Source organism: Tenacibaculum finnmarkense genomovar ulcerans (assembly GCF_900239495.1).
Lineage (GTDB): Bacteria > Bacteroidota > Bacteroidia > Flavobacteriales > Flavobacteriaceae > Polaribacter > Polaribacter ulcerans.
Genome location: NZ_OENE01000003.1, coordinates 129,303 through 155,971, shown reverse-complemented (window position 1 = coordinate 155,971; position 26,669 = coordinate 129,303). Strand labels below are relative to the sequence as shown.

Here is a 26,669-nt window from a genome sequence, read left to right as displayed (position 1 = left end):
AATTATACTTTAATAGTTACACTAAATAATTTAAAAGAGGTCGATATTTCGACCTCTTTTTTTGGTTAAAACATTTATCTTTGAATCATGATTTTAGTTACAGGAGGAACAGGCTTAGTAGGCGCACATTTATTATATCATCTAACTCAAAAAGAGGATAAGATTCGGGCAATTTATAGAACCGATGAAAAACGAGAACATGTAAAAAAAATATTTTCTTTTTATACTGATAATGTTGAACATCTTTTTTCTAAAATACAATGGATTCAAGCTGATATTACAGATATCCCTTCTTTAGAACCTGTTTTTAAAGACATTACCCAAGTATATCATTGTGCCGCATTGGTTTCTTTTAATCCGAAAGATTACCAAAAAATGCGTCAAGTAAATATTGAAGGAACCGCAAATATTGTTAATTTTTCTATTGAAAATAAGGTTAAAAAGTTTTGTTTTGTAAGCTCAATCGCTGCCGTTGGAAATGCCATAAATTCCAAACCAATCGATGAAGAAAATGAATGGTCAGATAGCGATACGCACAGCGGATATGCCATTACAAAATATGGCGCAGAAATGGAAGTTTGGCGAGGCAGTCAAGAAGGTTTAGAGGTTGTTATTGTAAACCCAGGCGTTATTTTAGGAAGCGGTTTTTGGCAAGAAGGATCTGGTAAATTATTTACCCAAATAAACAATGGTTTTAATTTTTACACCCAAGGAATTACAGGTTTTGTAGGCGTGCAAGACGTAGTAAAAGCCATGCTTTTATTAATGAAATCAGATAATAAAAATATTAAAAACGAGCGTTTTATTTTGGTTTCAGAAAACAAATCGTTTAAAGAAATTTTAGATACAATTGCCGATAACTTACATAAAAAACATCCTGCAATAAAAGTATCTAAAACCCTAAGCGCATTGGCTTGGCGGGTTAGTTTCTTGGTATCGTTACTAACAAAAAAGAAGCCCTTGCTAACTAAAAATACAGCGCGGGCTTCTCATAATATATCCTACTATTCTTCTTCTAAAATAGAAAAAGCACTAGCCTTTAAATTTGAACTAATTAATTCGCAAATTGCTAAAATAAGCAAGACGTTTTAATTTTATTTTTCAATCAAATAAGGCTTTCTTTGAGGTCTTTTTTCAGGCCTTTTTTCGGGTCTTTTTTCTATTGATAAATTTTTAGAACCTTTTCTTAACTTTTTATCGAAAGGTATCAACTCTTTTTTAGCTAAAGAATCTTTTATTTTTCTTTTTTCCATATAAAAAGAGGCCAATGAATCTATATTCGACTTTACTATTTTCAGTAAATCGGTATATTCCTCTGGCTTAGAGGTATAATATACGTTACTTTGATTAAAACGAGTGCTGTCAATACTATATTTTTGATAAACATAATACATATAATTTTCATCGCGCTTTAAAAACTTGTTCTTTATATTTTTAGCCGACGATACAATATACATATCGGTTAATAAAGCAACCATAGAATCTTTTGGAATCAGGTTTTTAGGCTTTTCATACATCGTATTACTTGTACTACAAGACGCTAAAATTAAAACACAAACAAGTAGTATCTTATTTTTCATTTTTTAATGATTTTTTAAATAAGCCTTCATTGGTTTTAAACTGATAAAAATTTAAAACAATACATAGTATCATAAAAAATACTATATTTTTAAATAAAGGCATTATTAAATTTTGATCCACCAAAAAAGCGTTATCGCTTAGCGCAAATAAAATAGGTAGTACCACTAAAAATAAAGAAACTTTAAAATTATTTAATAAAAGAAACCTTATTTTATTTTTGCGTTTTTCTTCCCAATAAGATAAAAAATCATTGTTCATATTTCTCTTGTTTATCTTTTATAAAAGTTTAAATTCTAAACGTTTTCCTTTGATATTTTCATCAAAAACACCATTTTCATACATTAAATTACCGTTTACAAAAGTATGGGTAATTTTACTTGAAAACTCAGTCCCTTCAAAAGGAGCCCAACCGCATTTATATAAAATATTATCTTTCGAAACCGTCCATTTTTGATTGGTATCTACCAAAACTATATCGGCAAAATAACCTTCTTTTATAAACCCACGTTTTTCTACTCTAAATAATTTCGCAGGGTTATGACACATTTTTTCAACCGCTTTTTCAATTGGTAAAACACCTTCTTTTACTTTTTCAAAAATTGCTGTAACAGCATGCTGTACTAATGGTCCTCCACTTGGCGCTTTGGTGTACACATTGTCTTTTTCTTCTAAAGTATGTGGTGCATGATCGGTAGCAATTACATCGATTCTATCATCTAATAAAGCCTTCCATAATTCATCTTTATCTGCTTGGGTTTTTACCGCAGGATTCCATTTAATATGTGTTCCTTTTTGGTCATAGTCTTTGTCGGTAAACCATAAATGATGCACACAAACTTCGGCGGTAATTTTCTTTTCTTCTAACGGAATATCGTTTCTAAAAAGATGCGTTTCTTTTGCTGTTGATAAATGAAAAACATGCAACCTTGCTCCTGTTTTTTTAGCTAATTCGATGGCTTTTGATGAAGATAAATAACACGCCTGTTCACTTCTGATAATTGGGTGATATTTTAATGGAATATCATCGCCATATTTAGCCACATATTCTGCTGTATTTTTTCTGATTGTTGCTTCATCTTCACAATGAACCGAAATTAGCATATCGGTAGAAGAGAATATTTTTTCTAAAGTTTCTTCATTATCAACCAACATATTTCCTGTTGATGAACCTAAAAACAACTTAATTCCCGCTACATTTTTAGGATTTGTTTTTAATAATTCGTCTAAATTATCGTTTGTTCCACCAAACATAAACGAATAGTTTGCATACGATGTTTCAGCAGCTCTTTGAAATTTACTTTCTAATAATTCTTGCGTTGTTGCTTGCGGAACCGTGTTTGGCATTTCAATAAATGAGGTAATTCCACCAGCAATAGCGGCTTTACTTTCGGTACCAATATTTGCTTTATGGGTTAAACCTGGTTCACGAAAATGCACTTGGTCATCAATCATTCCAGGAATTAAATACTTCCCCTGAGCATCGATCACTTGAATAGCTGAAGTTGTATTTATTTGAGTTGAAATTTCTTTGATATAATTTCCTTCGATTAAAACATCACCTTTAAAAACCTTGTTTTCATTAACGATTTTTGCATTTTTAATTAAGTATGATTTCATAGTTGTAGTTGTGTTGTTATTTTGGTAAGCCTTTTAATGTCATTTTTATCACTCCAAATACGGCCTCTTTAATAATTCCAGAACTTAATTTTGAAGTTCCTAAAACTCTATCTGTAAAAATAACCGATACTTCTTTAATGGTAAATTTATGCTTCCATGCTTTAAATTTCATTTCAATTTGAAAAGCATATCCGATAAATTTAATTTTATCAAAGCGAATTGTTTCTAAAACTTTTCGTTTCCAACATACAAAACCTGCAGTGGTATCGTGCACTGGGATTCGGGTTATAAAACGCACATATTTGGAGGCACAATACGATAATAAAACTCGTTTCATTGGCCAATTAACCACGTTTACACCTACCGAATATCGAGATCCGACAGAAACATCAGCTCCGTCAATAGCACAGGCATTGTATAATTTAATTAAATCGGCAGGATTGTGTGAAAAATCGGCATCCATTTCAATGATAAAATCATATTTTTTGGCAATTGCCCATTTAAAACCATGAATATAAGCAGTTCCTAATCCATTTTTTCCGGTTCTTTTTTCAATATAAAGCCTGTTCGGATATTCTTTTTGTAAATTCGCTACGATATTAGCAGTGCCATCGGGTGAATTGTCATCAACAACTAAAATATCAAACTCTTTTTCTTGACTAAAAGTTGCTTGTATTATTGCCGCTATGTTTTCTTTTTCGTTATAAGTAGGTATTATAACTAAAGCGTCTGATTTCATGTAATTTTCATCTAAAACTAAGCAAATATACACTAAATTATCACTAATTTTGTGTTAAATTAAAGCATAAAACAAATACGATTGCAAGCAATTGAACGCATTATAACCGACAATAACTGGATTACCTTAGTCATTTTATTTGCTATTGTTTTAGTAGCAATAATGAAACTACTTGCCCCTGATAAACTGCGAGATTATACCTTTGCTTTTTTTACTTCGGGGTTTTTCAAAAAAAAAGTAGAAGATAATCCGAGTGTTTTTTCCGTATTTTACATGCTCCTATTTTTTTTCTCTACAATAACAATTTCGTTGTTCTTGTTTTTAATGCTACTTCAAAAATATTATTTGCCGACTTTTTTCAACTACACAATAGTGCTCTGTTTTGTGGTTCTGTATTATGTATTAAAATATTCTTTAGAAGCTATTTTGGCTAATATTATTCAATCTAATTATAATACTAAATATTTCTTAGCTACAAAATCAGGTTATTTAAGCAATCTTAGCTTATGGTTATTTCCAGCCATAATTATCTATCAGTATGCGTTTAACCCTCCTTTATTTTTACTTATTTATAGCCTTATCTTATTTATTTTCAGGGCTTTTTTAATCTTTATTAATAACAAAAAAATAGTTATACGTAAGTTCTTTTATTTTATTTTGTACTTTTGCACCCTTGAAATAGCACCCCTACTAATTGTTTATAAAATAACTACTACGTAAAAGAGAAAAACATATGAAAGTGAAAACTATTTTAGTCTCTCAACCTGCTCCCAAAACGGAAACTTCTCCTTATTTTGATTTAGCAGAAAAACAAAAAGTAAAAATTGATTTTCGATCTTTTATTCATGTTGAGGGTATCGACGGAAAAGAGGTCAGAACTCAAAAAATTGATTTAAAAAACTATACTGCAATTATTTTAACAAGCAGAAATGCTGTTGATCATTTTTTTAGAATTGCCGAAGAAATGCGTTTTACAGTTCCTGACTCAATGAAGTATTTTTGTCAATCAGAAGCTGTAGCTTACTATTTACAAAAATACGTTGTGTACAGAAAACGTAAAATTTATGTTGGAAGCAGAACTTTTCCTGATTTAATCAAATTGATTAAAAAACACAAAGACGAGAAGTTTTTATTACCTTCTTCGGATAAATTAAAACCATTAATCCCTGAAGAATTAGATAAATTAGGAATTAACTGGAAACGTGTAAATTTATACAAAACTGTTGTAAGTAATTTATCTGATTTAGAAGATGTATTTTATGATGTTTTAGTATTCTTTAGTCCTTCAGGAATTGATAGTTTATTCCAAAACTTCCCTAATTTTAAACAGAACGAAACAAAAATAGCTGTTTTTGGAAACTCAACCGTTAAAGCTGTTGAAGATAGAGGCTTACGTGTAGATATTGCTGCGCCAACACCTGAAACGCCTTCAATGACTATGGCTTTAGACAAATATATAAAAGGTATTAATAAAAAATAACAATACTTTTTAGCCTATAAAAAAACCATCAAAAATTATTTTGATGGTTTTTTTATGCTTTAAATAAAAGACATAAAAAACCCACTCAAAATTGAGTGGGAAAAATTGCTATGAAAAAGAAAAAGTAGTGGTTTTAAAACCACTAGGCAAATATACATAACTAAATACTTGAAAACAAATGTTTTATGATATTTTTTTTCACATAACCAATTATCGCTAGTCTTTTGTCGTATTTAATTTTAAATAAATAGGCTATTAAAGCCTGTTTAAATTTTATCTAAAAAAAAATATCAGTCATAAAAAAAGCAACCCTATTTGGGTTGCTTTTATATATATAATACTAAAAGTAGTTTATTCTACATTAAAAGTAATAGGTAATGTGTACCCTACTCTTACTGCTCTACCTCTTTGTCTACCTGGTTTCATTTTAGGTATTTTTTTAGCTACACGAATAGCCTCTTTTTTTAACCTTGGGTGAGGAGCTCTTGCGTTTACACTAGTAATAGAACCATCTTTGTCAATTTTAAATTGAACATAAATACGTTTCTTTCCTGGCGCTAAACCTAACTCATTTGCTAATTCAGCATCAAAATTACGTTGTACGTGTTTCTGTAATTTTTTATTTAAACAGGCTTTCTTTTCTGTTTTCGATCCTGTACAACCTGGAAAAATTGGCACTTCTTCAATAATAGAAAATGGTACGTCTTCTACCACTTCTTCTTCTTCTTCTACCTCTTCGATATCTTCTACCTCAACAGCTTCAGATTCATCAGTTTCAGTTGACTCAATAACAGTTTCTTCTACCTCCTTCTCATCTTCAACAACTTCAATTTTATCTGGAGCTGGTGGTGGTGGTGTGTTTTGTTTTGGTTTTGGTGGCTCAATGGTTAATTCAATTGTTTCTTCTTCAATTTCAGATGCCATTTCAACACCTTCTAAAACGCCATATGTTTTATCATATGTTTTATTTTCAATTGCAACATATGTTACAAATAAAGCTAAAACCAAACCTAGCTGCATAAACAGTTTACTATAATTCTCTAAATTTGACTTTGGATTCTTCTTAATTTCCATCCTAAATGTTTTTTAATAGTTCGCTAATTTAATTAATTTATTTCAACTTTTACAAGCTAATTCTTTAAATAGTTACATTTTTCTCAAAAAAAGAAAGTACATCATATAAGCTATTAAAATACCCGTCGTATTTGCTACAATATCTAAAACATCACCTGATCGGTATGTTGTTATTGTTACCTGAAGCCCTTCAATAATTATGCCGTAAAATAAACAGCATAAAACAATTATAATTTTATTTATTTTTGTTTTATCAAAGGCAATTAACCAAACAAAGCATAAAACAAAATAAGCAAAAGCATGCTCGTATTTGTCTAAATTTTTTATTTGAATAATAGCGGGTGGTTTTCCAATTTTAATTAAACTAAGAATAGCAATACCGATGCTTATCAGTATTGCTATTATCGTTAAATTATCCTTTAATAAGCTCTTGATACGCTTGAGCACTTAATAAATCTTCCGTTTGTGAAATTTCTGATAATTTAATTTTTATCATCCAACCATCACCGTAAGGATCTGAATTTACTAATTCTGGCTCGTCTTCTAATTTCTCATTAAATTCGATTACCTCTCCTGATAAAGGCATAAAAAGATCCGATACCGTTTTAACTGCTTCTACCGAACCAAAAACTTCTTCAATATCTAAAGTTTCGTCTAAAGTATCAACATCTACATAAACGATGTCACCTAATTCTCCTTGTGCAAAATCGGTAATACCAATTGTTGCTACATCTTGTTCAATTTTAACCCATTCGTGGTCTTTTGTAAACTTTAATTCTGATGGAATGTTCATTGTACTATTTTTATTGTGTTTGTTTTAATTTCCTAAATTATATATAATATTGATTCCCGCATTAATTGACTGCCTTGGAAATGTAGTTGACACCGCGTATTTAAACGTTTGATGGTTGTAATAAAACGACGCTGTTAAACTACTACTTAAATTATAATCGGCAATAAATTTTAACCCTAATAATTTCTCTCCTCCTGTTATTTGACTATTCTCTTTATCAACACTTCGTATTAAAGTTAAATTATCTCTTAAAGAAACATCTGCTCTTAAATTAATATCTCCTTTTACGGTTTGCTTTTTTCCAGTAAATTTGGTTACAAATTTAACATCTTTAATTTTATATCCAAAGCCAACAACATATTCTGTTCCTTTAACATCGGTTAAAGTATTATTATTAAAATTTAAAGTTAAACTTCTATCTCTTCGTATTTCTCCTTTAAATGAAAATGAATTTTTCATTCTAAAATCGACTTTTACCAAAGGAGAAAACTCATCGATTAAAGTTGCTGACGAAAGTAGTAGTTCTGACTGATAATTACCAGAATTATTTGTATTTGTTGCTACCGATGTATCATATTGTAAATTATTGGTGTAATTTCCTATTGTATAAGATGATTTATACCCATGAGATACGGTAAATGATGAAAATGATTTTTTAAACCACTTATATTGCATTAACCCATTAAAACGCAATGTCCAATTAGGAATTGGAATATTTTTAAATACATTGGTGCTTACCTTACTGGCATTAATTCCTGAATATGCTGCTACAAATGCAGGAAGCATTACTTGTTGCCCTGTTATTTTATATCCTGCATCTGGCGTGTTTGGTAATTTTGATGCAGCAGATAAGCGTTCCGAAATTGTTGCTCGGTTTGCTAAAAAGGTATCGTATAAAGCATCATTGTTTGTAAAAATAGTTCCCATCATAAAATGACTCGTACTGTAATTACCTGTTTCGAAGGCTTTAATTTTTGGGTCTTGCTCAAAACCACCAGCTCCATCAGAAATTACATCTAACTGTTGGTTTAAATTACTGGTATGAATTTTATTTGCTCTTAAATCAATCGTTAAATTTTTAAAAGGTTTTACAGACACTGTATAATCTAACTTTTTATAGGCTGTTTTTCCGTAATTCTTACTGTAATAAGGTTGTTTTTTATCTGTTTGACTTGTTCTTGTAACCAACCATCCGTTTTCAATAGCAGTATTTAAAATAGCTGTTTGACTACCAAATACAAATCCTAAAGATGGCGCAGTACCACCAGCATAATTGTTTCTTCCTAAAAAACCAACTGAAGGTTTGTACCCCTGTAATAAAGTTCCATTATTTTGAGAATAACTAATTTTACCTCTTTTTACTGATGTTAAAATATTATAGGTTCCTTTCAATATTTTACGCCCAAAAGAAGCATTCTTTTTTAAACTTGCTTTTTTAACAGGGCTCTTTTTAGTTCCTTTTAATAGTAATTTATCAAGCTTTAAGGTTTTATAAAAACGCCCAAAATCAATCGTAGCATTTAAGTTGTGCGTGTTGGCATTCTGAATCATATTACCAACAACATCTTGGTAATCAATAGTGGTAATTTCGCCGGTTAATTCATCTTTCTGATTAATGACACTCTGTGAACCTGCTTTCCAATCAAAATCGGCAGTGTAGCCGTAATCGGCAGTTACAAAATTCAAAAACGGTATTTTTTTAAGCGGTAATTTATAGGTTGCATTTAATTTCTGATGATAATTATCAGGGCGTCCAACGGTAAAAAACTGATCGTAGATTTCTAAATTTTCTTCCGTTCCAAAACTATCATAAATATAATTATTGGTTGCATTAAAATTCAATTGCAATGATTTTGTTAAATCAAAACCAACAGTATAATCCCAATTAAATAAAAATCTACGTTGAATTAATTCGGGCTGTGCAGTTAAACCTTCAATTAAATTTCGTGATTGTTGGGTATTATAACTTCTATTAATTTTAGAATTAACAGCAATCGTTTTAGGAACAGGATTTATATTTAAATCTTTTATCAACTTTAAATACTTACTTTTAAATACTGTCGATTTTTTAAACGGTTCAATAACAAAAGGCTTGAAATTAAAATTATAACTCGCCCCTGCCATTACATTGGTGTTTTCAAATTTTTCAATATTATAATCTCGATGCAACTCTTCATTATGCGCATAAGAAACCGATACATTTTCTACATCATAAAACTTTGGCGTTTTTTTACTTTCAGGATTTTTATTCTTTTTAACATTGATAAAGCTAATACTTTTTCTACGCGTATAATCTTGCGCATTTTTACTATTTGGGTTTTTATCTAACGCTTCTTTTAGTTCAATATCCTGAAATTGAGGATCGTATTTAGGATCTCTAAATTCTTCGCCATAACTGTAACTCATCGGCAATTGAATATTCCATTTTTTAGGCATCATTTTACCTAATTGAACATTCGTGGCAACGCTATATTGCTTGGTTTGCTCAATACTTCGTTGTTGCACTCTATCTTCAATACTACCAAAACCAATCGTTGACATCCTACCTGCTAAAGATACATCCATTACATCGGCAAGGTTGGCATCGGCATTTACAACCGTTGCCCATCCTCCTTTATTATCAAAACCAACTGCTCGTAATTCGTTAAACCAAACCTCAGCTGTTTTGGTTGAATTCGATGTGTTTTTTACCCCTAACATTACCGTTTTTATTTGTGCCAATGTTGGGTTTCCTTTTACGGATATTTTTAAACCAGCTACTTTTGATGATGAAAATATTTCGGTAATACTCGCATCTAAAGGTCTTAATAATTTTAAGTTAGCAAGCTCTTTTAAAGGGATTTCTAAATTATTTTCTGCTGGCAACCAAACATCTTCAGAAGTTGCATTAGAAGTTGATAAACTTAAGGGTTTTTCAATTTCGTAATAATTATCATTCAAATCTGTACCTAGGCGGATAACAGCAACCATATCGCCACTTTGAGTACCGCTACCCGTAGGAGTTTCGGCATGTAAAAACATTCGTAGTTTTTTATACCTACGCATATCAATACTAATATTTTTATAAATTGTTCTTACCTGATCGGCAGGTAAATCGGTTACTTTTAAGGTTACCGATTGCTCATTTTGACGTTGAATTCTGTTTGTTCCTTGTAATTCTTCTCGTTGAATTCCTGGAGGTAATTGATATCTTTCCTGATTTTGCTCAATACTAACAACACCCACTTCAAACTTATTAAGTTCGCTCGGTTTTAAAGCAACAGGAACACCATTTTCCGGGAATGTTTTGGTGTAACGTCGCCAATCGCCACGCACCAATTCTAATTCACCAAATCGTAAAACAACAGGCATTTTAAATTCGGTTAAAAACATTCTGATAAAGCGAATACTATTAAAATCAGAAATTCCATTTATTTTTTGATCTTCAGTAATATTTCGAATAGGTATTCTAAATTGATACCATTTAGGCGTTATTTTTTGTCCGTTTGATAAACTAACCGATACTCCTTCTTTAACATCAATAATATGATTTTGACCTTTTATTAAATCGGCTTTATTTAATGAAACTTCGTATTCAAAATAACTATTAACAGGGTTCATTGTTTGATCCTTATTAATATCTTCAGTATCAGGATATGCTGTTGATGATGTAGGATATGACTCCCCCGATTGGCTTGCCGTTGGCGAATTTCCTTGTGTACCGTTAAAGTTTTTATATCGTGATAAAATTGACGGATTTAACGCCTCTATTGCGCCTCCTCTAAAATATTGAAAATTATCGCCCGCAGGATCATTTCCAAAGCTTGCTATTTGCTGATCTGTTAAATTATGTTTTCTTTTAAGAAAAGCTGTTTCTTCGGCATCATTCAATCCATCTAAACCAATATCCTGATTTTTTCTATGGTTGTTATCATTATCAAAAGCATATAAAATCGATGGATTAATTGGTATATTTCCCCAAGCGGTTTCGTTTACATTAAGCCCGTCGGTTTTATCACCATCTTCAGGTAAACCATTTTCATATTGCTTTCTACCATCTTTTAAAATATCTTCAGAAACATTTCCTAAATTGATAAATAACTTTCCTACCTGATTGCTAAAATCTTGAGGATTTACACCTGCTGGCAAACCTTCCGCCTGAGTAATCGAGTAATTTTCATACGGATCCATCAGCCAAAATTGAATATACTCCACATTTGACTGTTCAAAGTTATTGGTTGTTAACGGGCGCATAATTCCTGCCCAACGTTTTGTTGCTGTTTCTTGACCTACATTATAATTATAAGGACCTCTTTCTGACGGATAATACGCCAAATCTAAGGTTCTTACTAAGTTTTGTTGGGTAATATCTAAATCTGTATTTGGAAATAATTCATTGTAACGAATTTGACGCACTTCATTTCTTGACAGTTCATTTTCATCAATATTTCCTGGTCTGTTTGATCCTGCATAAAAAAGCTGATCTACATTATACCACGCTATTTTTGCCCTATTATAATTATACGATAAATCGCCTGAACCACCATTTAATTGTTGTGATTCTGGCGTACTTGCCAAAAACCATTGCTGTGGCGAACTTAAATTAATAGGAATTTGAGACGCTTCAAAATCATCTAAATAAGAAGTTGCCGTTCCATCTACATTAATTCCGCTTGGCGAACCAGGAATTAAATATGCCAAATCGGCTCGAACCGATACATTTGACGCAGCATCCGTTTCTACAAAGGGTAATTTGTTGGCTAATTTTGTTAAAAAAGGCACTTCAGATGAATACGCTAAATTAAACCCTAACATGGTGTTGTTAATTGGTTCACCTCCAAAATTCACCTTTGGTGTTATTGGTTTTTCGCTTACATTCAAATACGTTCCTCCTAAGGTAAAGTTTTCTGAAAAACGATGTTCTACATCAATTCCAATAAATGTTTTTCGTTGCTGACTAAATAAATTATTACTTTCGGTAGTCGCATTAATAGGAATCCCTGATGCTTCTAATCCTGCATCTAAAATTTGTACACGCCCTAGTTGATAATCTACTACATAATCAATTCCTTCTACTAATTGTCGTCCGCCTGCGGTAACACGAACCGAACCTCTAGGAATATTAAATCCGCCAAGCGATATTCCACGGCTTGTTGCAGCTTTAAAATATCCTTTTAAAAAGAATTTATCTTTATTTTGATATTCGTTTTTTGCTTGAATTTTAGTGGTTAAATACAGTTCTTCAAAAAGGTATTTCTTTTGATCGCTTGCATTGGTCAAAGCATCTTTTAAACCATTTCCAAAAGGTTCTGGCTCTGGAAAAATAACATATCCTCTTTCAGAATTTACTGTTATTCCATCTACATAATCAAAAAAACCATCTCCTTTGGGTACGGCATATTCACTTTGGTCTAATTTATCTAAATTGAATATTCGTAGTAATGTTTTTTTTCGCACTGCTTTATCGGCATCATTTTTATCGGTCTCTGCATTTTGCAAAGTATTTTGTAGGGTTCCTGTTTGATCATCTCTATATAATAATTCAATACGAAAACCTTCACGTTGTAATGGAAAAGCGCCTAAAGCATACACGTTTTTCATCATTAATTGCCAGGTAGGAAATGCTTCTCCTAAAAAACCAGGCGCACTTGTATTAGGGCGAATGGTGTTTAAAATTTCACTACGCAGTAATTTTACCACTAAGTTAGACGGCGCAACTACGCCATCATTTGAAAACTCTCCTACTTTGAAAACTGTTTCGCCATTTGAAGCTCCAACAACAGTATATTCGTAGGCAACCGCTAAAACTTCACCATCATTTAAACGTCTGTTTAAAGAGATAAATCCTAGTTGATTGTGTACTCTAAATTCATTGGGTTGTAACTTTCGAGCATTTTGTAAATAGGAATAATTATAGCCTTGTTTTGCTATAATTCCTTCGCTTTTTATAGCGGCATCTATGGTAGCTACATCTCTAATTTCTCCAGATTCTGTTAATAAATTTGCTAATTTATTTACCTTATTATCAGGAATATTAAAACCATTTGCAGTTACAGGACTAGCATTTAGTTTTTTAACTTCAGTGTTTACTAAACTCTTGGTATTCGACTCTCCTAAATCGGCAAGTCCTACAATACTTCGATAATCGGTTACGTTTTGAGAGGTATTTGTTACCCAAACCTCAACCCTTGTAATGTTTATCGGGCTGTTTACTAGCGGATAATTAACTAAGGCTTCTTTGTAATTTTCTCTAAAATAATGCCCTAAAAAGAAGTGACGGTCATTGTCATAATCAGAAGCACGTAATTCAAAAGGTTCAATGGTAGCGCCTCCTTCGGCTACTACGGTTTTAGATTGTGAGTTTTGCTGCGAAAAAGCGGCAGTTATATGTGTTTTACCAAATTGTAGTTCGGTTTTTACTCCAAACAATGTTTGCGCACCATTTATTAACGAGTTTTTAATAGGCATGCTAACATTTCCCGCTTCGATATTTCTAATAATATCATCTTGAGTTGGGGTATATTCTAACTTGATAATGTTTTGAAAATCAAAGGTAGATTGGGTATCGTAATTTGCGGTTACTTTTAGGCGTTCCCCTATTTTTGCTTGTAAACCAACACTTAATTGCTGATCAAAATCAAAGGTGAAATTACTTTGATTTTCAATAGATATTTGCGGGTTTTCATTTTTCTGATAAACCCCACCCAACTTAATATTTACCTGTCCTGTTGGCTTAACATCTACGGTATTTCCTCCAAAAATAGACTCAAAAAACTTTGAGTTTACATAATATTTTGGCAGTAAATTTTTTCGAGCTTTTTTACTCCCTTTACTCTTTGGGTTTGTTGCAGCTACTTTTTCTTGAAAATATGCTTTAATATCGTTTTTTAAGCGATACTTTTTATATTCATTAGGCGTCATAAAAATGGGCGTACCAATAGTATAATCACCAATTTTTTCTACCATCACAAATTTATTGATTGCCTTGTCATAGCGCACAATTTTTTCTGTTGGATTGTTTAAAAAAAGCGCCCCTTTTTGAGTATTGCTAAAACGATACTTTAAAGGTATAAGCGTATCTTTTTTAACAATATTATTGGTCGTACTTCCTGTATTTTGCGAAAACGAAACAACACTTACCAATAAAGCAAGTGTTGTTAAGAATATATTGATGACTTTTTTTTTCAACCCGTTTTATAAATTTTTCAACGCCTGTCTTATAAGTGTTTCAACACTTGCATCAGGTGTTTCTTTTAGTATATTTCCAATAACTTTTTCTGCTTGCTTGCGTAAAAAGCCTAAGACCTCTAAAGCTGATAACGCTTCTTCTTTACTTGTATTGTTGTGTGTGATTGAAACTTCATCTAAATCAAAAATCTTTACAATTTTATCTTTTAAATCAACAATAACACGTTGCGCTGTTTTAATTCCGATTCCTTTTACAGATTGAATTGCTTTTACGTTTTCTGAGGCAATAGCCTGTTGTATTTCTTCGGATGTCATTGACGATAACATGGTTCGGGCAATACTTGGTCCTACACCAGATACAGAGGTAAGCAATCTAAAAATTTCTCGCTCTACTTTATTAAAAAAACCATATAAAGTGTGCGCATCTTCTCGGATAGCTAAATGCGTGTATAATAACACGTTTTCATCCGCAGGTAAATTGGAATATGTATGTAAAGAAATATGTAATAAATAGCCTACTCCATTGCAGTCAATAACGGCATGTGTAGGGCTTTTTTCTACTAATTTCCCTTTTATTTGTGTAATCATTTAAATAAGTTTTACCACCTATAAATATAGGTGGTTTTTTGAACATTAAATTGTTATACCTTCGCTATTCGCTCTTTATTTTGAGCATCTACAACGGCAACTGCTGCCATATTAACCATTTCATCAACACTCGCACCTAGCTGTAAAATATGTACAGGTTTACTCATTCCTAATAAAATAGGTCCGATAGATTCTACACCCTCCGCCTCTTTCATTAATTTATAAGTAATATTTGCTGATTCTAAATTAGGGAAGATTAAAATATTGGCTCTTTTTCCGTTTAATTTAGAAAAAGGAAATTCTTTGGCTAATAATTCTGGATTTAAAGCAAAATCGGCTTGTAATTCTCCATCAACAATTACATTTGGATGATTTCGATGTATGTAAGCAACGGCTTCTCTAATTTTTACAGAACTTTCTGATTTTGATGATCCAAAATTTGAAAAACCTAACATAGCAATATGTGGGGTCATTCCAAACATTTTTGCCAATACAGAGGTTAACTGTGTTATTTTAGCTAAATCTTTTGCCGTTGGATTAATATTAATGGTTGTATCGGCTAAAAATATAGGTCCTTGTTTGGTTAGCATCATATTTGTTGCCGCAACCCTAGTAACACCTTTGTCTTTTTCGATTAATTCTAACATTGGTTTTACAACCGATGCGTATGACCTAGAATATCCTGTAATTAAGGCATCTGCTTCGCCAGTATTTACCATCATTGCTGCAAAATAATTACGCTCACGCATCCATTTTTGTGCCTCTAAGAAAGTAATTCCTTTACGCTGTCTTGTTTTCCAGAAAAACTCAGCATATCTATTTCTTCGAGCTGATTCTTCATCTGTTTTAGGATCAATAATAGTAACTTCGGCATTAAAACCTAGTTCTTCTTTTAATTCTAAAATAACTTCTTTTCTACCTAATAAAATAGGGATTGCTATTTTTTCATCAGAAACACGTTGTGCAGCTTTTAATACATCTATATGATCTGCTTCAGCAAAAACAACACGTTTAGGGTTTTTCTTTGCCCTGTTGTGTAATAATCTGATTTCTTTATTTCCATTACCCGACCTGTCCATTAATTGTTCACGGTAGGCTTTCCAATCGGTAATTGGTTCTTGAGCAACGCCCGATTCCATAGCTGCTTTTGCAATTGCTGGTGGAATTTCATAAATTAATCGAGGGTCAAATGGTTTTGGAATAATATATTCACGCCCAAATGAAAGACTTACTTCATCGTACACAATATTTACCTGCTCTGGCACTGATTTTTTAGCTAAATCGGCTAAAGCATGTACGGCTGCCATTTTCATTTCTTCATTAATTTTAGTAGCTCTAACATCTAAAGCACCTCTAAAAATAAACGGAAATCCTAGTACGTTATTTACTTGGTTAGGATGGTCAGACCTTCCAGTTGCCATAATAATATCATCACGAGTATCAATGGCTGTTTGGTATTCAATTTCAGGATCAGGGTTAGCCATTGCAAAAACAATAGGATCTTTTGCCATTGCTAATAACATAGCTGGTGTTACCACATTTCCTTTTGATAAACCAATAAAAACATCGGCATTGTGCATTGCTTCTTCTAAAGTATTTAAGTCTTTATCGGTTGCAAATTCGGCTTTTTGTGAGGTTAAATTATCTCTATCTTTTCGGATAACTCCTTTACTATCGCACATTACGATGTTTTCTCTTTTAGCTCCTAGCGCTAGGTATAAACGAGTACATGAAATTGCTGCTGCACCTGCTCCGTTTACAATAATTTTAATATTGGCAATGTTTTTATCAATAATTTCGATAGCATTTTTTAATGCTGCCGCAGATATAATAGCTGTTCCATGCTGGTCATCGTGCATTACCGGAATGTCTAATTCTTCAATTAATCTTCGTTCTATTTCAAAAGCTTCAGGAGCTTTAATATCTTCTAAATTAATCCCTCCAAAAGTAGGAGCTATTGCTTTTACTGTTTCTACAAATTTATCTACATCAGTAGTATCTACTTCAATATCAAAAACATCAATATCTGCAAAAATTTTAAACAACAATCCTTTTCCTTCCATTACTGGTTTAGAGGCTTCAGGACCTATATCTCCTAGCCCTAGCACTGCTGTTCCGTTAGATATAACCGCTACTAAATTTCCTTTAGCTGTATATTTATAAACATTGTTTTTATCTTTTGCTATTTCTAAACAAGGTTCTGCAACCCCAGGTGAATATGCTAATGCTAAATCGTGCTGTGTTGCATATTTTTTAGTAGGTACTACTGCTATTTTCCCTGGTTTTGGCTTGGCGTGGTATAACAAAGCTTCACGCCTTTTTCTAGAATCACTCATAGGTTCGTTCTTGTTTGTTTGAACTCACAAATATACATTTTTGTTATTTAGTTTAAACTTTAAAATATTAGTAAAAGAATCTCTATAGAAATAATTTTCTTCTTAAATTTGTATATATTATATAAATTAAATTACGAAATATGGAAACCCCTCCTATAAAACACCTCATTGATGAAGAAGTTAAATGGAATAAAAGCCAAACAATTGTAAGTAAAACAGACACTGCAGGAACAATTCTTTATGCAAATAGTGTTTTTACGGATGCCTGTGAATACAGCGCCATTGAATTAATTGGTGAGCCTCATAATGTTATTAGGCACCCAGATATGCCAAAAGTTGCTTTTAAAGCACTTTGGGATGCCTTAAAACAAGGGAAAAATTACCATGCAATTGTAAAAAATTTAACCAAAACAGGTAGGTATTATTGGGTTATTACAGATTTTACTATTGATAAAGATGACGCTGGGAATATTACAGGATACACTGCTCGAAGAAAATCGGTACCCGCTAGCGTTGTTAAAAAAATTGAACCTTTATATAAAATATTGTTAGATATTGAAAAACTTAAAGGGGAAAAAGCAAGTGAATTATATTTTAACGCCTACCTAGAGGAAGAAGTAGGTAAAAGTTATGATGAATTTGTGGTTGATTTATTTAAGGAAGAATCTTTAAATGAACAAAAACTTAAAAAAATAGCAGAAATAAAAGAAATAGAGCCTGAACACGAAAGTAAACTTAAAAAGGGTTTAAATTGGTTTTTCTTTGGTGATTTTATCTAAAAAAACAAACTAATTCATAATAAAAACATTCTAAAAACTGCTTATTTAAAACATAAGCGGTTTTTCTGTCTTATACAAATAATTAATTTAACATTGCCGTGTTAAGTAAATGTTATAATTTCGCAATAATGTTAAAGATAAAAAACCATGACAAAAACCCCCCTTCGCCCACAGCAAATTCTTAATGAAGAAATAAAATGGGATAAAACACAAACCATAATTAGTAAAACAGACGCTGCTGGTACTATTTTATATATGAACGATGCTTTTGAAGCAACTTCTGAATATAATAAAATTGAACTAATCGGTGAGCCTCATAATATTATTAGGCATCCTGATATGCCTAAAGTTATTTTTAAAGTATTATGGGAAAATTTAAAAGGAAAAAAGAACTTTCATGCCATTGTTAAAAACCTTACCAGAACAGGTAGGTATTACTGGGTAATTACCGATTTTACCATTGACAAAGATGAAAAAGGAAATGTAGTTGGTTACACTGGTCGTAGAAAAGCATTGCCAAATAGTGTTGTCGAAAAAATAGCGCCGCTTTATAAGACACTTCTAGAAATAGAAAAAGTAAAAGGAGAAGCTGCTAGTAAGTTATATTTTGATGCGTATTTAAAAGAAGAAATTGGTAAAAGCTACGATGAATTTGTAGTTGATTTATTTACTGATGAATCTATGAAAAGTGAAAAAATAGCCGACGAAGAAGCAGCAAAACCTAAAAAAGGGTTAAGTTGGTTTTTTTCTAAAAACTAATTAATTTTTCAAAATATAAAAGCCACCTAAGTTTATGAATTTAGGTGGCTTTTATTGTTAAAAACAACTCGAAAAAACTTATTTTTAGAGCTATTTATTATCTTTTTCTTAACAAATAATTTCGGAACTTTGTAACTTATAATAATCGATAGTCTAAATTTTTTATCCATGAAAAAAATATATAAAATACTGCTAACCATATTTGTTGCATTATTAATGTTACTTATTTTAACACCGTTTTTATTTCAGGATAAAATTATTACACTAGTTAAAAAAACGGTTAATAACAACATTACCGCTCAGTTAGATTTTTCAAACTCGAACCTAAGTTTATTTAGAGATTTCCCAAATGCCTCTGTGCAACTTTCTGATGTTTCAATTATCAACAAAAAACCTTTTGAAGAAGACACCTTATTGTTTGCAAAAAAAATTAATTTAGAGTTAAAACTTACTGAGTTATTCAAAAAAACATCAGAACAACTTAATATTCAATCTTTTTCTATTGATGATGCAATCGTGCATGTTTTGGTCAACGAAAAAGGGGTTGCCAATTACGATATTGCAAAACCTTCAAGTAAAATTGACCAAAAAATTGAAAATACCGATGAAAATCCATCTAATTTTGGGCTTTCAATTAATTCGTATGCCATTAATAATGCCTTGATAAAATATCATGATAAAAAAGGTAAATTAAAACTCCAACTAACTGATTTTAATCATAGTGGAAATGGCGATTTTTCTCAAACAATATCAGAATTAAACACGAGTACATCAACCTTAGTTTCTTTTGAAATGGACGGCACTTCGTATGCTAAAAATCAAAAAATAACCCTAGATGCTACCTTAGCTATGGACTTGGTTAATAGCAAGTTTTCATTTTTAAAAAATGAAGCGAAACTTAATAATTTACCTTTAATTTTTGATGGTTACGTTCAAATAAACGACACTAATCAAGAAATTGATCTTAGTTTTAAAACACCTTCATCTGATTTTAAAAATTTCTTAGGATTAATTCCTCAAGCCTATACAAAAAGTATTAAAAACGTAAAAACAGCTGGTAATTTTAGCGTTGCAGGTACTGTAAAAGGTTTGATTACAGATACTAAAATACCGCTGTTAGATATTGCTTTAAAAGCATCAAATGCTTCTTTTAAATATCCTGATTTACCAAAAAGCGTCCGCAATATTAATATGGATGCCCAATTAAAAAACACTACAGGAAACATTGAAAAAACACTGGTAGCTATTAATGGTTTATCATTTAAAATAGATGAAGATATTTTTTCGGGAAGCGGAACTGTTTCAAACATATTAAGCAATCCTAAAATTGACGCCAAGTTAAAAGGAACTTTAAATTTAGCAAATATTAACAAGGCATATCCTGTTGATTTAGATACTAAATTACAAGGGATTTTAAAAGCCAATTTACACACTAATTTTGATGTAAAAGCAATTGAAAAAAACCTAGTAAATCGTATAAAAAACGATGGAAATATCGAGTTAAACAATTTTGTATATTCATCCGAAGATATTGCCAACCCGATTAACATTAAAAAAGCAAAAGTAAATTTTACTCCTACAACAATTACCTTAAACACTTTTAATGCAAGCACAGGAAAAAGTGATATAAACGCCACAGGAAACATTGAAAATTTAATCGGTTTTTTACTTGCTGATAAAAATTTACAAGGAACTTTTAATGTAAAATCGACCGCTTTTCATATTAGTGATTTTATGCAAGAAAGTGTTGAAACTTCTGATAAAGAAGAAGAAAATACTACTCAAAAAGAACAACCTACCACCGCTTTAAAAATCCCTGCATTTTTAGATTGTAAAATTTTAGCCGATGCAAAAACAGTTTATTATGACAATTTAACCTTAAAAAATGTACACGGAACTTTATTAATAAAAGATGAAAAAGCAATTTTACAAAATGTAAATGCTAATATGTTTAAAGGACAAATTTCTTTTAACGGTGAGGTAAACACCAAGCCTAAAACACCTGTTTTCAATATGAATTTAGGAATGAAATCGTTTGATATTGCGCAATCTTTTAACGGTTTAGACCTATTAAAATCGATTAGCCCGATAGCAACGGCATTAAGCGGTAAATTAAATTCTGATATTAATTTATCAGGAAATTTAAACAACGACTTTACCCCTAATTTAGCATCGGTTTCAGGAAAAGCTTTGGCAGAATTATTAAGTACTAAAATTGAACCTAAAAATAGCAAAGCTTTAAGTTTATTAAACAATAATCTTTCTTTTATCGATATTAGTAAATTAGATTTATCAGACATAAAAACACAGCTTTCTTTTGATAAAGGAAAAGTAAATGTGAAGCCTTTTAAATTAAAATATAAAGACATCGCTATTAATATAGGTGGAAGCCATAGCTTTGATCAGAACATGAATTATAACGTAACTTTAGATGTACCTGCTAAGTATTTAGGAAGCGAAGTACAAGGTTTATTGTCTAAACTAAGCCCTGAAAGCAAAAATACAATGGTGCCAATTACCGCGAATATTACAGGAAACATGACAAATCCTACGGTAAAAACAGATGTATCATCTTCTGTAAAAAACTTCAGTAAAAATTTAATTAATCAGCAAAAACAAAACTTAATTAACACAGCTGTAAGTAAAGTTTCTGAAAATAAAACGGTAAACAAAACAATCGATAAAATCAATACTAAAATCGGTAATAAACTTGGCGATAAACTAGGGAGTAAGCTTGGTAATTTATTAGGAAATAAAAAAACAGATACCACTACAACCAAAAAAACAAGCAGTACTAAAACCGAAACAGTTAAAAAAGTAACCGATGTTTTAGGCGGATTATTTGGGAAATAATTTCAAAATTAAACTGTAATTTTACAATATGAAAACAACCGTATTACTCTTTGGTATTGCTACCGATTTAATAGGAAACGCTTCTTTAGAAATAACGCTTCCTGAAAATTGTAGCGTAAGCCATTTTAAAGAATTGCTTACAGAACAATATCCGAGGTTAGCAAAAATTAGCGCATACGCCGTGGCGATTAACGAAAGTTATGCCAAGCAAGAAACTCTTATCAAAAAAAATGATATTATTGCCGTTATTCCTCCTGTTAGTGGCGGATAAACCTATATTTTTTACAATTTATAACCGATACTGAACAATACAACCCTTGGCATCATATAGGTTTTAGCATCAGTAATTAGATAATCAGAAAATCGATTACTTTGCTTAAATGTGGTGTCAAATAAGTTTTGAGTAGTCAGCTTAAATAACCAAGGGCTATCTTGTTTTTGATACGACAACATTGCATTGGCAACTTCATAATTATTATAAGCTTTTTGTGCTTTATTTTGATAATTATAATGCGTATAATCGGCATTGAAAATGAAACTGTTTAAAAAATCATAATCGATGTTTATATAAGGTTCGTTGGTCGTAAATTTAGCCTTGAAATTATTAGAAGTGTAATTTCCGATACTCTTTTTAAAGCCCATTTTTAAGGTTGGGAATTTATCAAATAAAGTTTCAAAACCTACATCAAAAGAATAATTATCGCTTTTATTAGTTGCCAAAATAGTATTTATTTTTTGTGTAAAAACTGAACTACTATAACTTCCTACAAGCTTATATCTTATTTTTTTGATACGCTTTTTAAGCGATGCTCTAGCACGCCAATTTTGATTCGGATTGTTTAAAATTTCAGGCGATATAAACCTGTTTATTCCATCGAAATTAACCGAATTATTAAAGCCTTTCATTTTTTTAGTATAATTAGCACTAGCGTGTAACATTAAACCTCGATACATACTAAAACGTCGGTATCGTAGGCGTACCGAATGAAATAATTCATTTTCTAAGCTTGAATTTCCTTTAAATACCGAATTATACGATTGTAAATAAAATCGATTAGCGAGTTTAGAGGCGTCCGAAAAATTGGTTTTTAAATTATAATTTAATTCCACTTTTCTCGATTTATTAAAGGCGATTTTCATTAAAAAATCGGGTAATAAAATCCATTTATTTTTTTCAAAAATATTTTCTTGACTTACTTTCCACTTATAATTATGTAAATACACGCCTTGTTTAAAGGTAAATATTCCTGTTCTAAACTTATAATGAGCTCCCGCAAAAAAATCGTTGTGCTTTAAAATAGTATTGTTATTAAAACCGCCTTTAGAAAAATTATTAATCGTATTATTATCTAATATTTGAAAATTATGGTTACTAAATTTTTCTTGTTGATGTGTATTTCCAATAGTCGTATAAATATGATGATTTCTATTTAACACCCAAAAATCTTTAAAAACACTGTGTAAATAATGCTTTTCAGTTTCGTTTAATTGCTGAATTTTCAGTAAATTCTGATTACTATTTAAAGGTTGAATAATGGGTTTAATTCTCGTTAAAAATGCTTTTGAAGCATTCCAAAAAGTAGTTGGATTATTTTTATCAAAAGTATAATTTACTACGGATGAAAAAGTATGATTTTGCGATTGGTTTTTATGCCATTCTATATTTTGATTTACATACCAAATATCATTTTCTTTGATTGTTTTTATGTTATTTATAGCATTGTTTATTGATGAAGAAATAGCATTGTTATTCTGTACACCTGATTTTTTAACCTGTGTTCTTAGCATCCATCGTTCTTCAAAGTTTGGTGTATATTCAATACTTAAATTCCCGATTCCTAAAATATTATTTGACGTATTTTCATTTTTTTTATCTTCTAAAAAAGTAGTATATTGATGATGCTCTTCGGTAAAACTCGTAGTATTATTATCAGAAAAAAGAGCGTATCCTGAAACATCAAATTTATCGGCAACGGTTTTTGTGATGTTTAAAGCCGCAAAACGTTGTGTACTTTTTAAAATATCTTTGTTTTCTATAAATTGCGAGAAATCGCCACCTTTCCAATTAAAATTACCGCTAAAAACAGCATTTACACCTCCTTGAAAACTCATATAATCTTTAAAAGTGAAGGTTTTTTCACCGATATCGTTTAAGTTTCCTATAAAATTCACATTGGTTTTAGGCGAGTAATAAAATAAATTGGCATTGGCTTTATAAGAAGATTCATAACCAACACCCGACCCCGCTTCAACATCACCAAAAACAAAGCGTTTTTTATCTTCTTTAAGCTGAATATTCATTGCCATTTCATCAGAATCGGTTAATCCTTTTAAAAATGACACTTCATTATAATTATCGATAACTTCAACTTTAGCCACCGCATCGGCAGGAATATTTTGAACACCTAACTTTGTTGCGCCACCAAAAAAAGCTTTTCCATCAACTAATAATTTGGTTACTTTTTTTCCTTGAACAGTAACCCCGCCATTTTTATCGACTTCAACACCTGGTAATTTTTTAAGTATATTTTGAAGTTTACGCTCGCTACCATTTACAAATTTATCAGTATTGTAAATAATTGTGTCTTGTTTTGTAATTACTGGCAGTTCAATAACGACTTCGTCTAGCTGATTTTTAGCCTCTTTTAAAATAAAGTTTTTAAGCGTGTTTTCTGTTGGTGTTATTTCAAAGGTTTTTTTTTGATAGCCTAAATAACTGATATCAATGGTATATTTTTTATTTTTGCTAAGCTCTAAACGATACCGCCCTTGCTGATCAGTAATAGCAAAACTGATGTTTTTACGAATATCTTTTGGTTTTGCTATGATATTGGTATAAGACAACGGATTTTGTAAACTATCTTTTACAACACCTTTAAAAACGATAGTTTGAGCGTTTAAAGTACTAGCGATAATCAATAAGATAAACAGCATTTTTTTTTCTAACATATATTCTTTTATCTTATAAATCATTAAAATAGTCTTAATAACAAATTACAATAAACCAGCTTTTTAATACCCTTTTTTTCGTTCTTTTTCAAGTTCATCAATTAAACCGTGGGCTTCTTCTTGTGTTTTTATTTTAGTTTTTTTAGAAAGTCTTTTTATTTTAACCTCTTTTAAAGGATTCAAATTAATTTCTACCGCATTCATTGTAAATTCATCTGTATTTAGGGCTAAAATTAACCCAGGCAATCCTTTATAATGCATTGGACCAAAATTTAGAGGGATACTAGGTGCAAACCAAGCTATAGCTTGTTTACTGTAATAAAAACCTTTTCGGCTATAAAGTCTTTCAGTAGTTGTAGCTTGATAACATTTATATTTACCAATCATTTTTGTTTTATTATTAACCTTCCAGTCAAGTGACTTATGTGAAGTAGCCCCCAAAGCTCGACTTATTTCAATAATAGCATTGGTTTTATTATTGGTATAATACGGCATTGTTCCTGCTCTACTTCCCATGCTAAAACCTACTTCATTTTTTAATTTAGAGATATGATGATAATACGATTCTTCATTTTTAAAACTTAATATAAACTCGTCAGGCGTAGAATTTCTAAACATTTGTATAACTCCCTGTTTTATATGCATAGCTGTTTTTTTATCCTTTTTCAAAGCTACCAAAAAACTATCTACATATTTTTTATTAACTTCTGCTTTATACTTGACAATTCCTGATTTTTTTTGAGCAAAACATCCTAAAGATAGCATCAAACAAAATAAAATTAATATTCTTTTTTCTAACATAGATTTATCTTTTTAATACCCTTTATTTTTCTTGAAATTACCCATTGCTTCACCTAACATTTGATTCATTTCTTTGCGAGTAACTTTTTTTCCTTTTGTTATTTTTGCTATTTTTATATTCTTCTTCGGATTTAAATTAATTTTAGTAGCTGTGTATCTCAACCTACCTTTATTTGCTTCTAAAATTAAACCAGGTAAACCAGCAAGCCCTACAGGACCAAAAGAAGTATTTATTTCAGGGCAATACCAAGCGATGACAGGATACTCTTTCATTCCTCCTCTCTTCATTTTTCTCTCTATTGCTGTAGCTTTATAACACAGGTAATCTCCTATTTTTTTTGTTTCATTTTTTAATACCCAATTTAATGGTTCATCTGTTATTAAAAAATCTTCTCCGAAAGTATTTTTTTCTGACAAAATATTGTTTTCATCGTTATAATACTGCCCTTTACCTTCAGGAATCAAAGCCATTCCCGAAAACATATTCTCATCTATTATTAAAGAAGGTACAACTGAAAAAGTACTTGTTGTTCTAGTGAATTTCAATTTAAACCTAATTGATTTTAAAATATCAATTGTTTTTTCTTCAATCATTTTAAACTTAGCAAAACTAGGATGTTTATTCTTATTTTCTGCATGAAATTTTTCTGTATAACTTTTTTCATAAGTTATAATTCCTTGTTTTATTATTTGACTTTTTACTGTTATTGTAAAAAAAACAACAAAAATTAATAATGCTTTTATTTTCATTTCTGATTTTTTTTAAGAAACTGAATTATTTTAATAACAAATTGCAATAAGCCAGCCTTTTAATACCCTTTTTTTCTTTCTTTTTCAAGTTCATCAATTAAACCATGGGCTTCTTCTTTTTACTAGCTAGCAGGTATTAAAAAATGATCACTTCTTTAATACGTTTATAAAACTAAAACTTTTTTATTTAAAAAATGTTAATATTTTAATACGCAGTTTATTTAAACTGACAAACAACTGATAAACAACTGATAAACATTACATAAATGATTGATAGTTAATACATTGACAAATACACGAACCTAAAAGTTAAATAAATGTTGAAAAATAAAACACATCGATATTAAAACACTTAAAATCAGGTTTTTAATATCCTTTATTTTTCTTAAAATTACCCATAGCT

The 26,669-nt window shown here is 30.8% G+C and carries 20 protein-coding genes (1 of these 20 only partly in view); 7 read left to right on the top strand and 13 right to left on the bottom strand.

Features of this window, described 5'->3' with window-relative positions; genetic code table 11:
* The first annotated feature begins 87 nt into the window (after positions 1 to 87).
* A complete protein-coding gene (locus DPIF8902391_RS00690; RefSeq protein ID WP_172504751.1) occupies positions 88 to 1,092 on the top strand; it encodes an NAD-dependent epimerase/dehydratase family protein in 1,005 nt (334 codons plus the stop codon).
* Positions 1,093 to 1,094: 2 nt separating this feature from the next.
* Here the strand turns inward: DPIF8902391_RS00690 and DPIF8902391_RS00685 are convergent, their stop codons facing one another.
* The 3 genes from DPIF8902391_RS00685 to DPIF8902391_RS00675 all read right to left on the bottom strand — a co-directional run bounded on the left by DPIF8902391_RS00685 (position 1,095) and on the right by DPIF8902391_RS00675 (position 3,937).
* Positions 1,095 to 1,580: a DUF4296 domain-containing protein gene (locus DPIF8902391_RS00685; RefSeq protein ID WP_172504750.1), complete on the bottom strand. Its 486-nt coding sequence runs from the start codon at positions 1,578 to 1,580 to the stop codon at positions 1,095 to 1,097.
* A gap of 277 nt (positions 1,581 to 1,857) precedes the next feature.
* The gene (locus tag DPIF8902391_RS00680) at positions 1,858 to 3,198 is read right to left on the bottom strand and encodes a dihydroorotase (RefSeq protein WP_101902091.1); all 1,341 of its coding nucleotides are present in this window, start codon (positions 3,196 to 3,198) and stop codon (positions 1,858 to 1,860) included.
* 16 nt (positions 3,199 to 3,214) lie between these two features.
* A complete protein-coding gene (locus DPIF8902391_RS00675) occupies positions 3,215 to 3,937 on the bottom strand; it encodes a polyprenol monophosphomannose synthase (protein ID WP_058884107.1) in 723 nt (240 codons plus the stop codon).
* An 81-nt stretch (positions 3,938 to 4,018) separates the two neighbouring features.
* Here DPIF8902391_RS00675 and DPIF8902391_RS12580 point away from each other — a divergent pair, with 81 nt between their 5' ends.
* Both DPIF8902391_RS12580 and DPIF8902391_RS00665 read left to right on the top strand, forming a co-directional pair.
* Positions 4,019 to 4,657: a DUF4271 domain-containing protein gene (locus DPIF8902391_RS12580; protein WP_058884106.1), complete on the top strand. Its 639-nt coding sequence runs from the start codon at positions 4,019 to 4,021 to the stop codon at positions 4,655 to 4,657.
* A gap of 13 nt (positions 4,658 to 4,670) precedes the next feature.
* Positions 4,671 to 5,417: a uroporphyrinogen-III synthase gene (locus tag DPIF8902391_RS00665; protein WP_058884105.1), complete on the top strand. Its 747-nt coding sequence runs from the start codon at positions 4,671 to 4,673 to the stop codon at positions 5,415 to 5,417.
* Between the two features lie 351 nt (positions 5,418 to 5,768).
* Here the strand turns inward: DPIF8902391_RS00665 and DPIF8902391_RS00660 are convergent, their stop codons facing one another.
* From DPIF8902391_RS00660 to DPIF8902391_RS00635, 6 genes are all read right to left on the bottom strand, one after another.
* The gene (locus DPIF8902391_RS00660; RefSeq protein ID WP_172504749.1) at positions 5,769 to 6,491 is read right to left on the bottom strand and encodes an energy transducer TonB; all 723 of its coding nucleotides are present in this window, start codon (positions 6,489 to 6,491) and stop codon (positions 5,769 to 5,771) included.
* 72 nt (positions 6,492 to 6,563) lie between these two features.
* Entirely contained in the window at positions 6,564 to 6,938 is a 375-nt protein-coding gene (locus DPIF8902391_RS00655) for a VanZ family protein (RefSeq protein WP_083501033.1), read from the bottom strand.
* Positions 6,904 to 7,284, bottom strand: coding sequence for a glycine cleavage system protein GcvH (gene gcvH / locus DPIF8902391_RS00650; protein ID WP_058884103.1), 381 nt, complete (start codon positions 7,282 to 7,284; stop codon positions 6,904 to 6,906). Before gcvH ends, DPIF8902391_RS00655 begins: the two co-directional genes overlap by 35 nt.
* Before the next feature lie 24 nt (positions 7,285 to 7,308).
* On the bottom strand, positions 7,309 to 14,451 hold the full coding sequence (gene sov / locus DPIF8902391_RS00645; protein ID WP_242037262.1) for a T9SS outer membrane translocon Sov/SprA: 7,143 nt from the start codon (positions 14,449 to 14,451) through the stop codon (positions 7,309 to 7,311).
* Between the two features lie 6 nt (positions 14,452 to 14,457).
* Positions 14,458 to 15,039 (bottom strand): Holliday junction branch migration protein RuvA, encoded by a 582-nt coding sequence (gene ruvA / locus DPIF8902391_RS00640; protein WP_058884101.1) that lies wholly within the window; start codon positions 15,037 to 15,039, stop codon positions 14,458 to 14,460.
* Between the two features lie 53 nt (positions 15,040 to 15,092).
* The gene (locus tag DPIF8902391_RS00635) at positions 15,093 to 17,375 is read right to left on the bottom strand and encodes an NADP-dependent malic enzyme (RefSeq protein ID WP_058884100.1); all 2,283 of its coding nucleotides are present in this window, start codon (positions 17,373 to 17,375) and stop codon (positions 15,093 to 15,095) included.
* A 140-nt stretch (positions 17,376 to 17,515) separates the two neighbouring features.
* Between DPIF8902391_RS00635 and DPIF8902391_RS00630 the strand changes: the two genes are divergently transcribed.
* The 4 genes from DPIF8902391_RS00630 (at position 17,516) to DPIF8902391_RS00615 (ending at position 22,037) form a co-directional block, all read left to right on the top strand.
* Positions 17,516 to 18,154 (top strand): PAS domain-containing protein, encoded by a 639-nt coding sequence (locus DPIF8902391_RS00630; RefSeq protein WP_172504748.1) that lies wholly within the window; start codon positions 17,516 to 17,518, stop codon positions 18,152 to 18,154.
* 147 nt (positions 18,155 to 18,301) lie between these two features.
* The gene (locus DPIF8902391_RS00625; protein ID WP_172504747.1) at positions 18,302 to 18,913 is read left to right on the top strand and encodes a PAS domain-containing protein; all 612 of its coding nucleotides are present in this window, start codon (positions 18,302 to 18,304) and stop codon (positions 18,911 to 18,913) included.
* Positions 18,914 to 19,081: 168 nt separating this feature from the next.
* Positions 19,082 to 21,766, top strand: a complete 2,685-nt coding sequence (locus DPIF8902391_RS00620; RefSeq protein ID WP_172504746.1) for an AsmA family protein — start codon at positions 19,082 to 19,084, stop codon at positions 21,764 to 21,766.
* 28 nt (positions 21,767 to 21,794) lie between these two features.
* A complete protein-coding gene (locus DPIF8902391_RS00615) occupies positions 21,795 to 22,037 on the top strand; it encodes a MoaD/ThiS family protein (RefSeq protein ID WP_058884097.1) in 243 nt (80 codons plus the stop codon).
* 11 nt (positions 22,038 to 22,048) lie between these two features.
* On the opposite strand, the gene DPIF8902391_RS00610 is transcribed toward DPIF8902391_RS00615, so the two are convergent.
* The 4 genes from DPIF8902391_RS00610 to DPIF8902391_RS00595 all read right to left on the bottom strand — a co-directional run.
* The gene (locus DPIF8902391_RS00610) at positions 22,049 to 24,739 is read right to left on the bottom strand and encodes a carboxypeptidase-like regulatory domain-containing protein (RefSeq protein ID WP_242037261.1); all 2,691 of its coding nucleotides are present in this window, start codon (positions 24,737 to 24,739) and stop codon (positions 22,049 to 22,051) included.
* Between the two features lie 39 nt (positions 24,740 to 24,778).
* Entirely contained in the window at positions 24,779 to 25,516 is a 738-nt protein-coding gene (locus DPIF8902391_RS00605; protein ID WP_172504745.1) for a GLPGLI family protein, read from the bottom strand.
* A gap of 12 nt (positions 25,517 to 25,528) precedes the next feature.
* Positions 25,529 to 26,266: a GLPGLI family protein gene (locus DPIF8902391_RS00600; RefSeq protein WP_172504744.1), complete on the bottom strand. Its 738-nt coding sequence runs from the start codon at positions 26,264 to 26,266 to the stop codon at positions 25,529 to 25,531.
* A gap of 366 nt (positions 26,267 to 26,632) precedes the next feature.
* A protein-coding gene (locus DPIF8902391_RS00595; protein ID WP_172504743.1) for a GLPGLI family protein crosses the window boundary here: on the bottom strand, positions 26,633 to 26,669 show its final stretch. Its footprint extends 701 nt past the window's final position; 37 of the gene's 738 nt are visible here — the last part of the coding sequence; its start codon lies off the right edge, out of view — the gene reads right to left on this strand; the stop codon is at positions 26,633 to 26,635.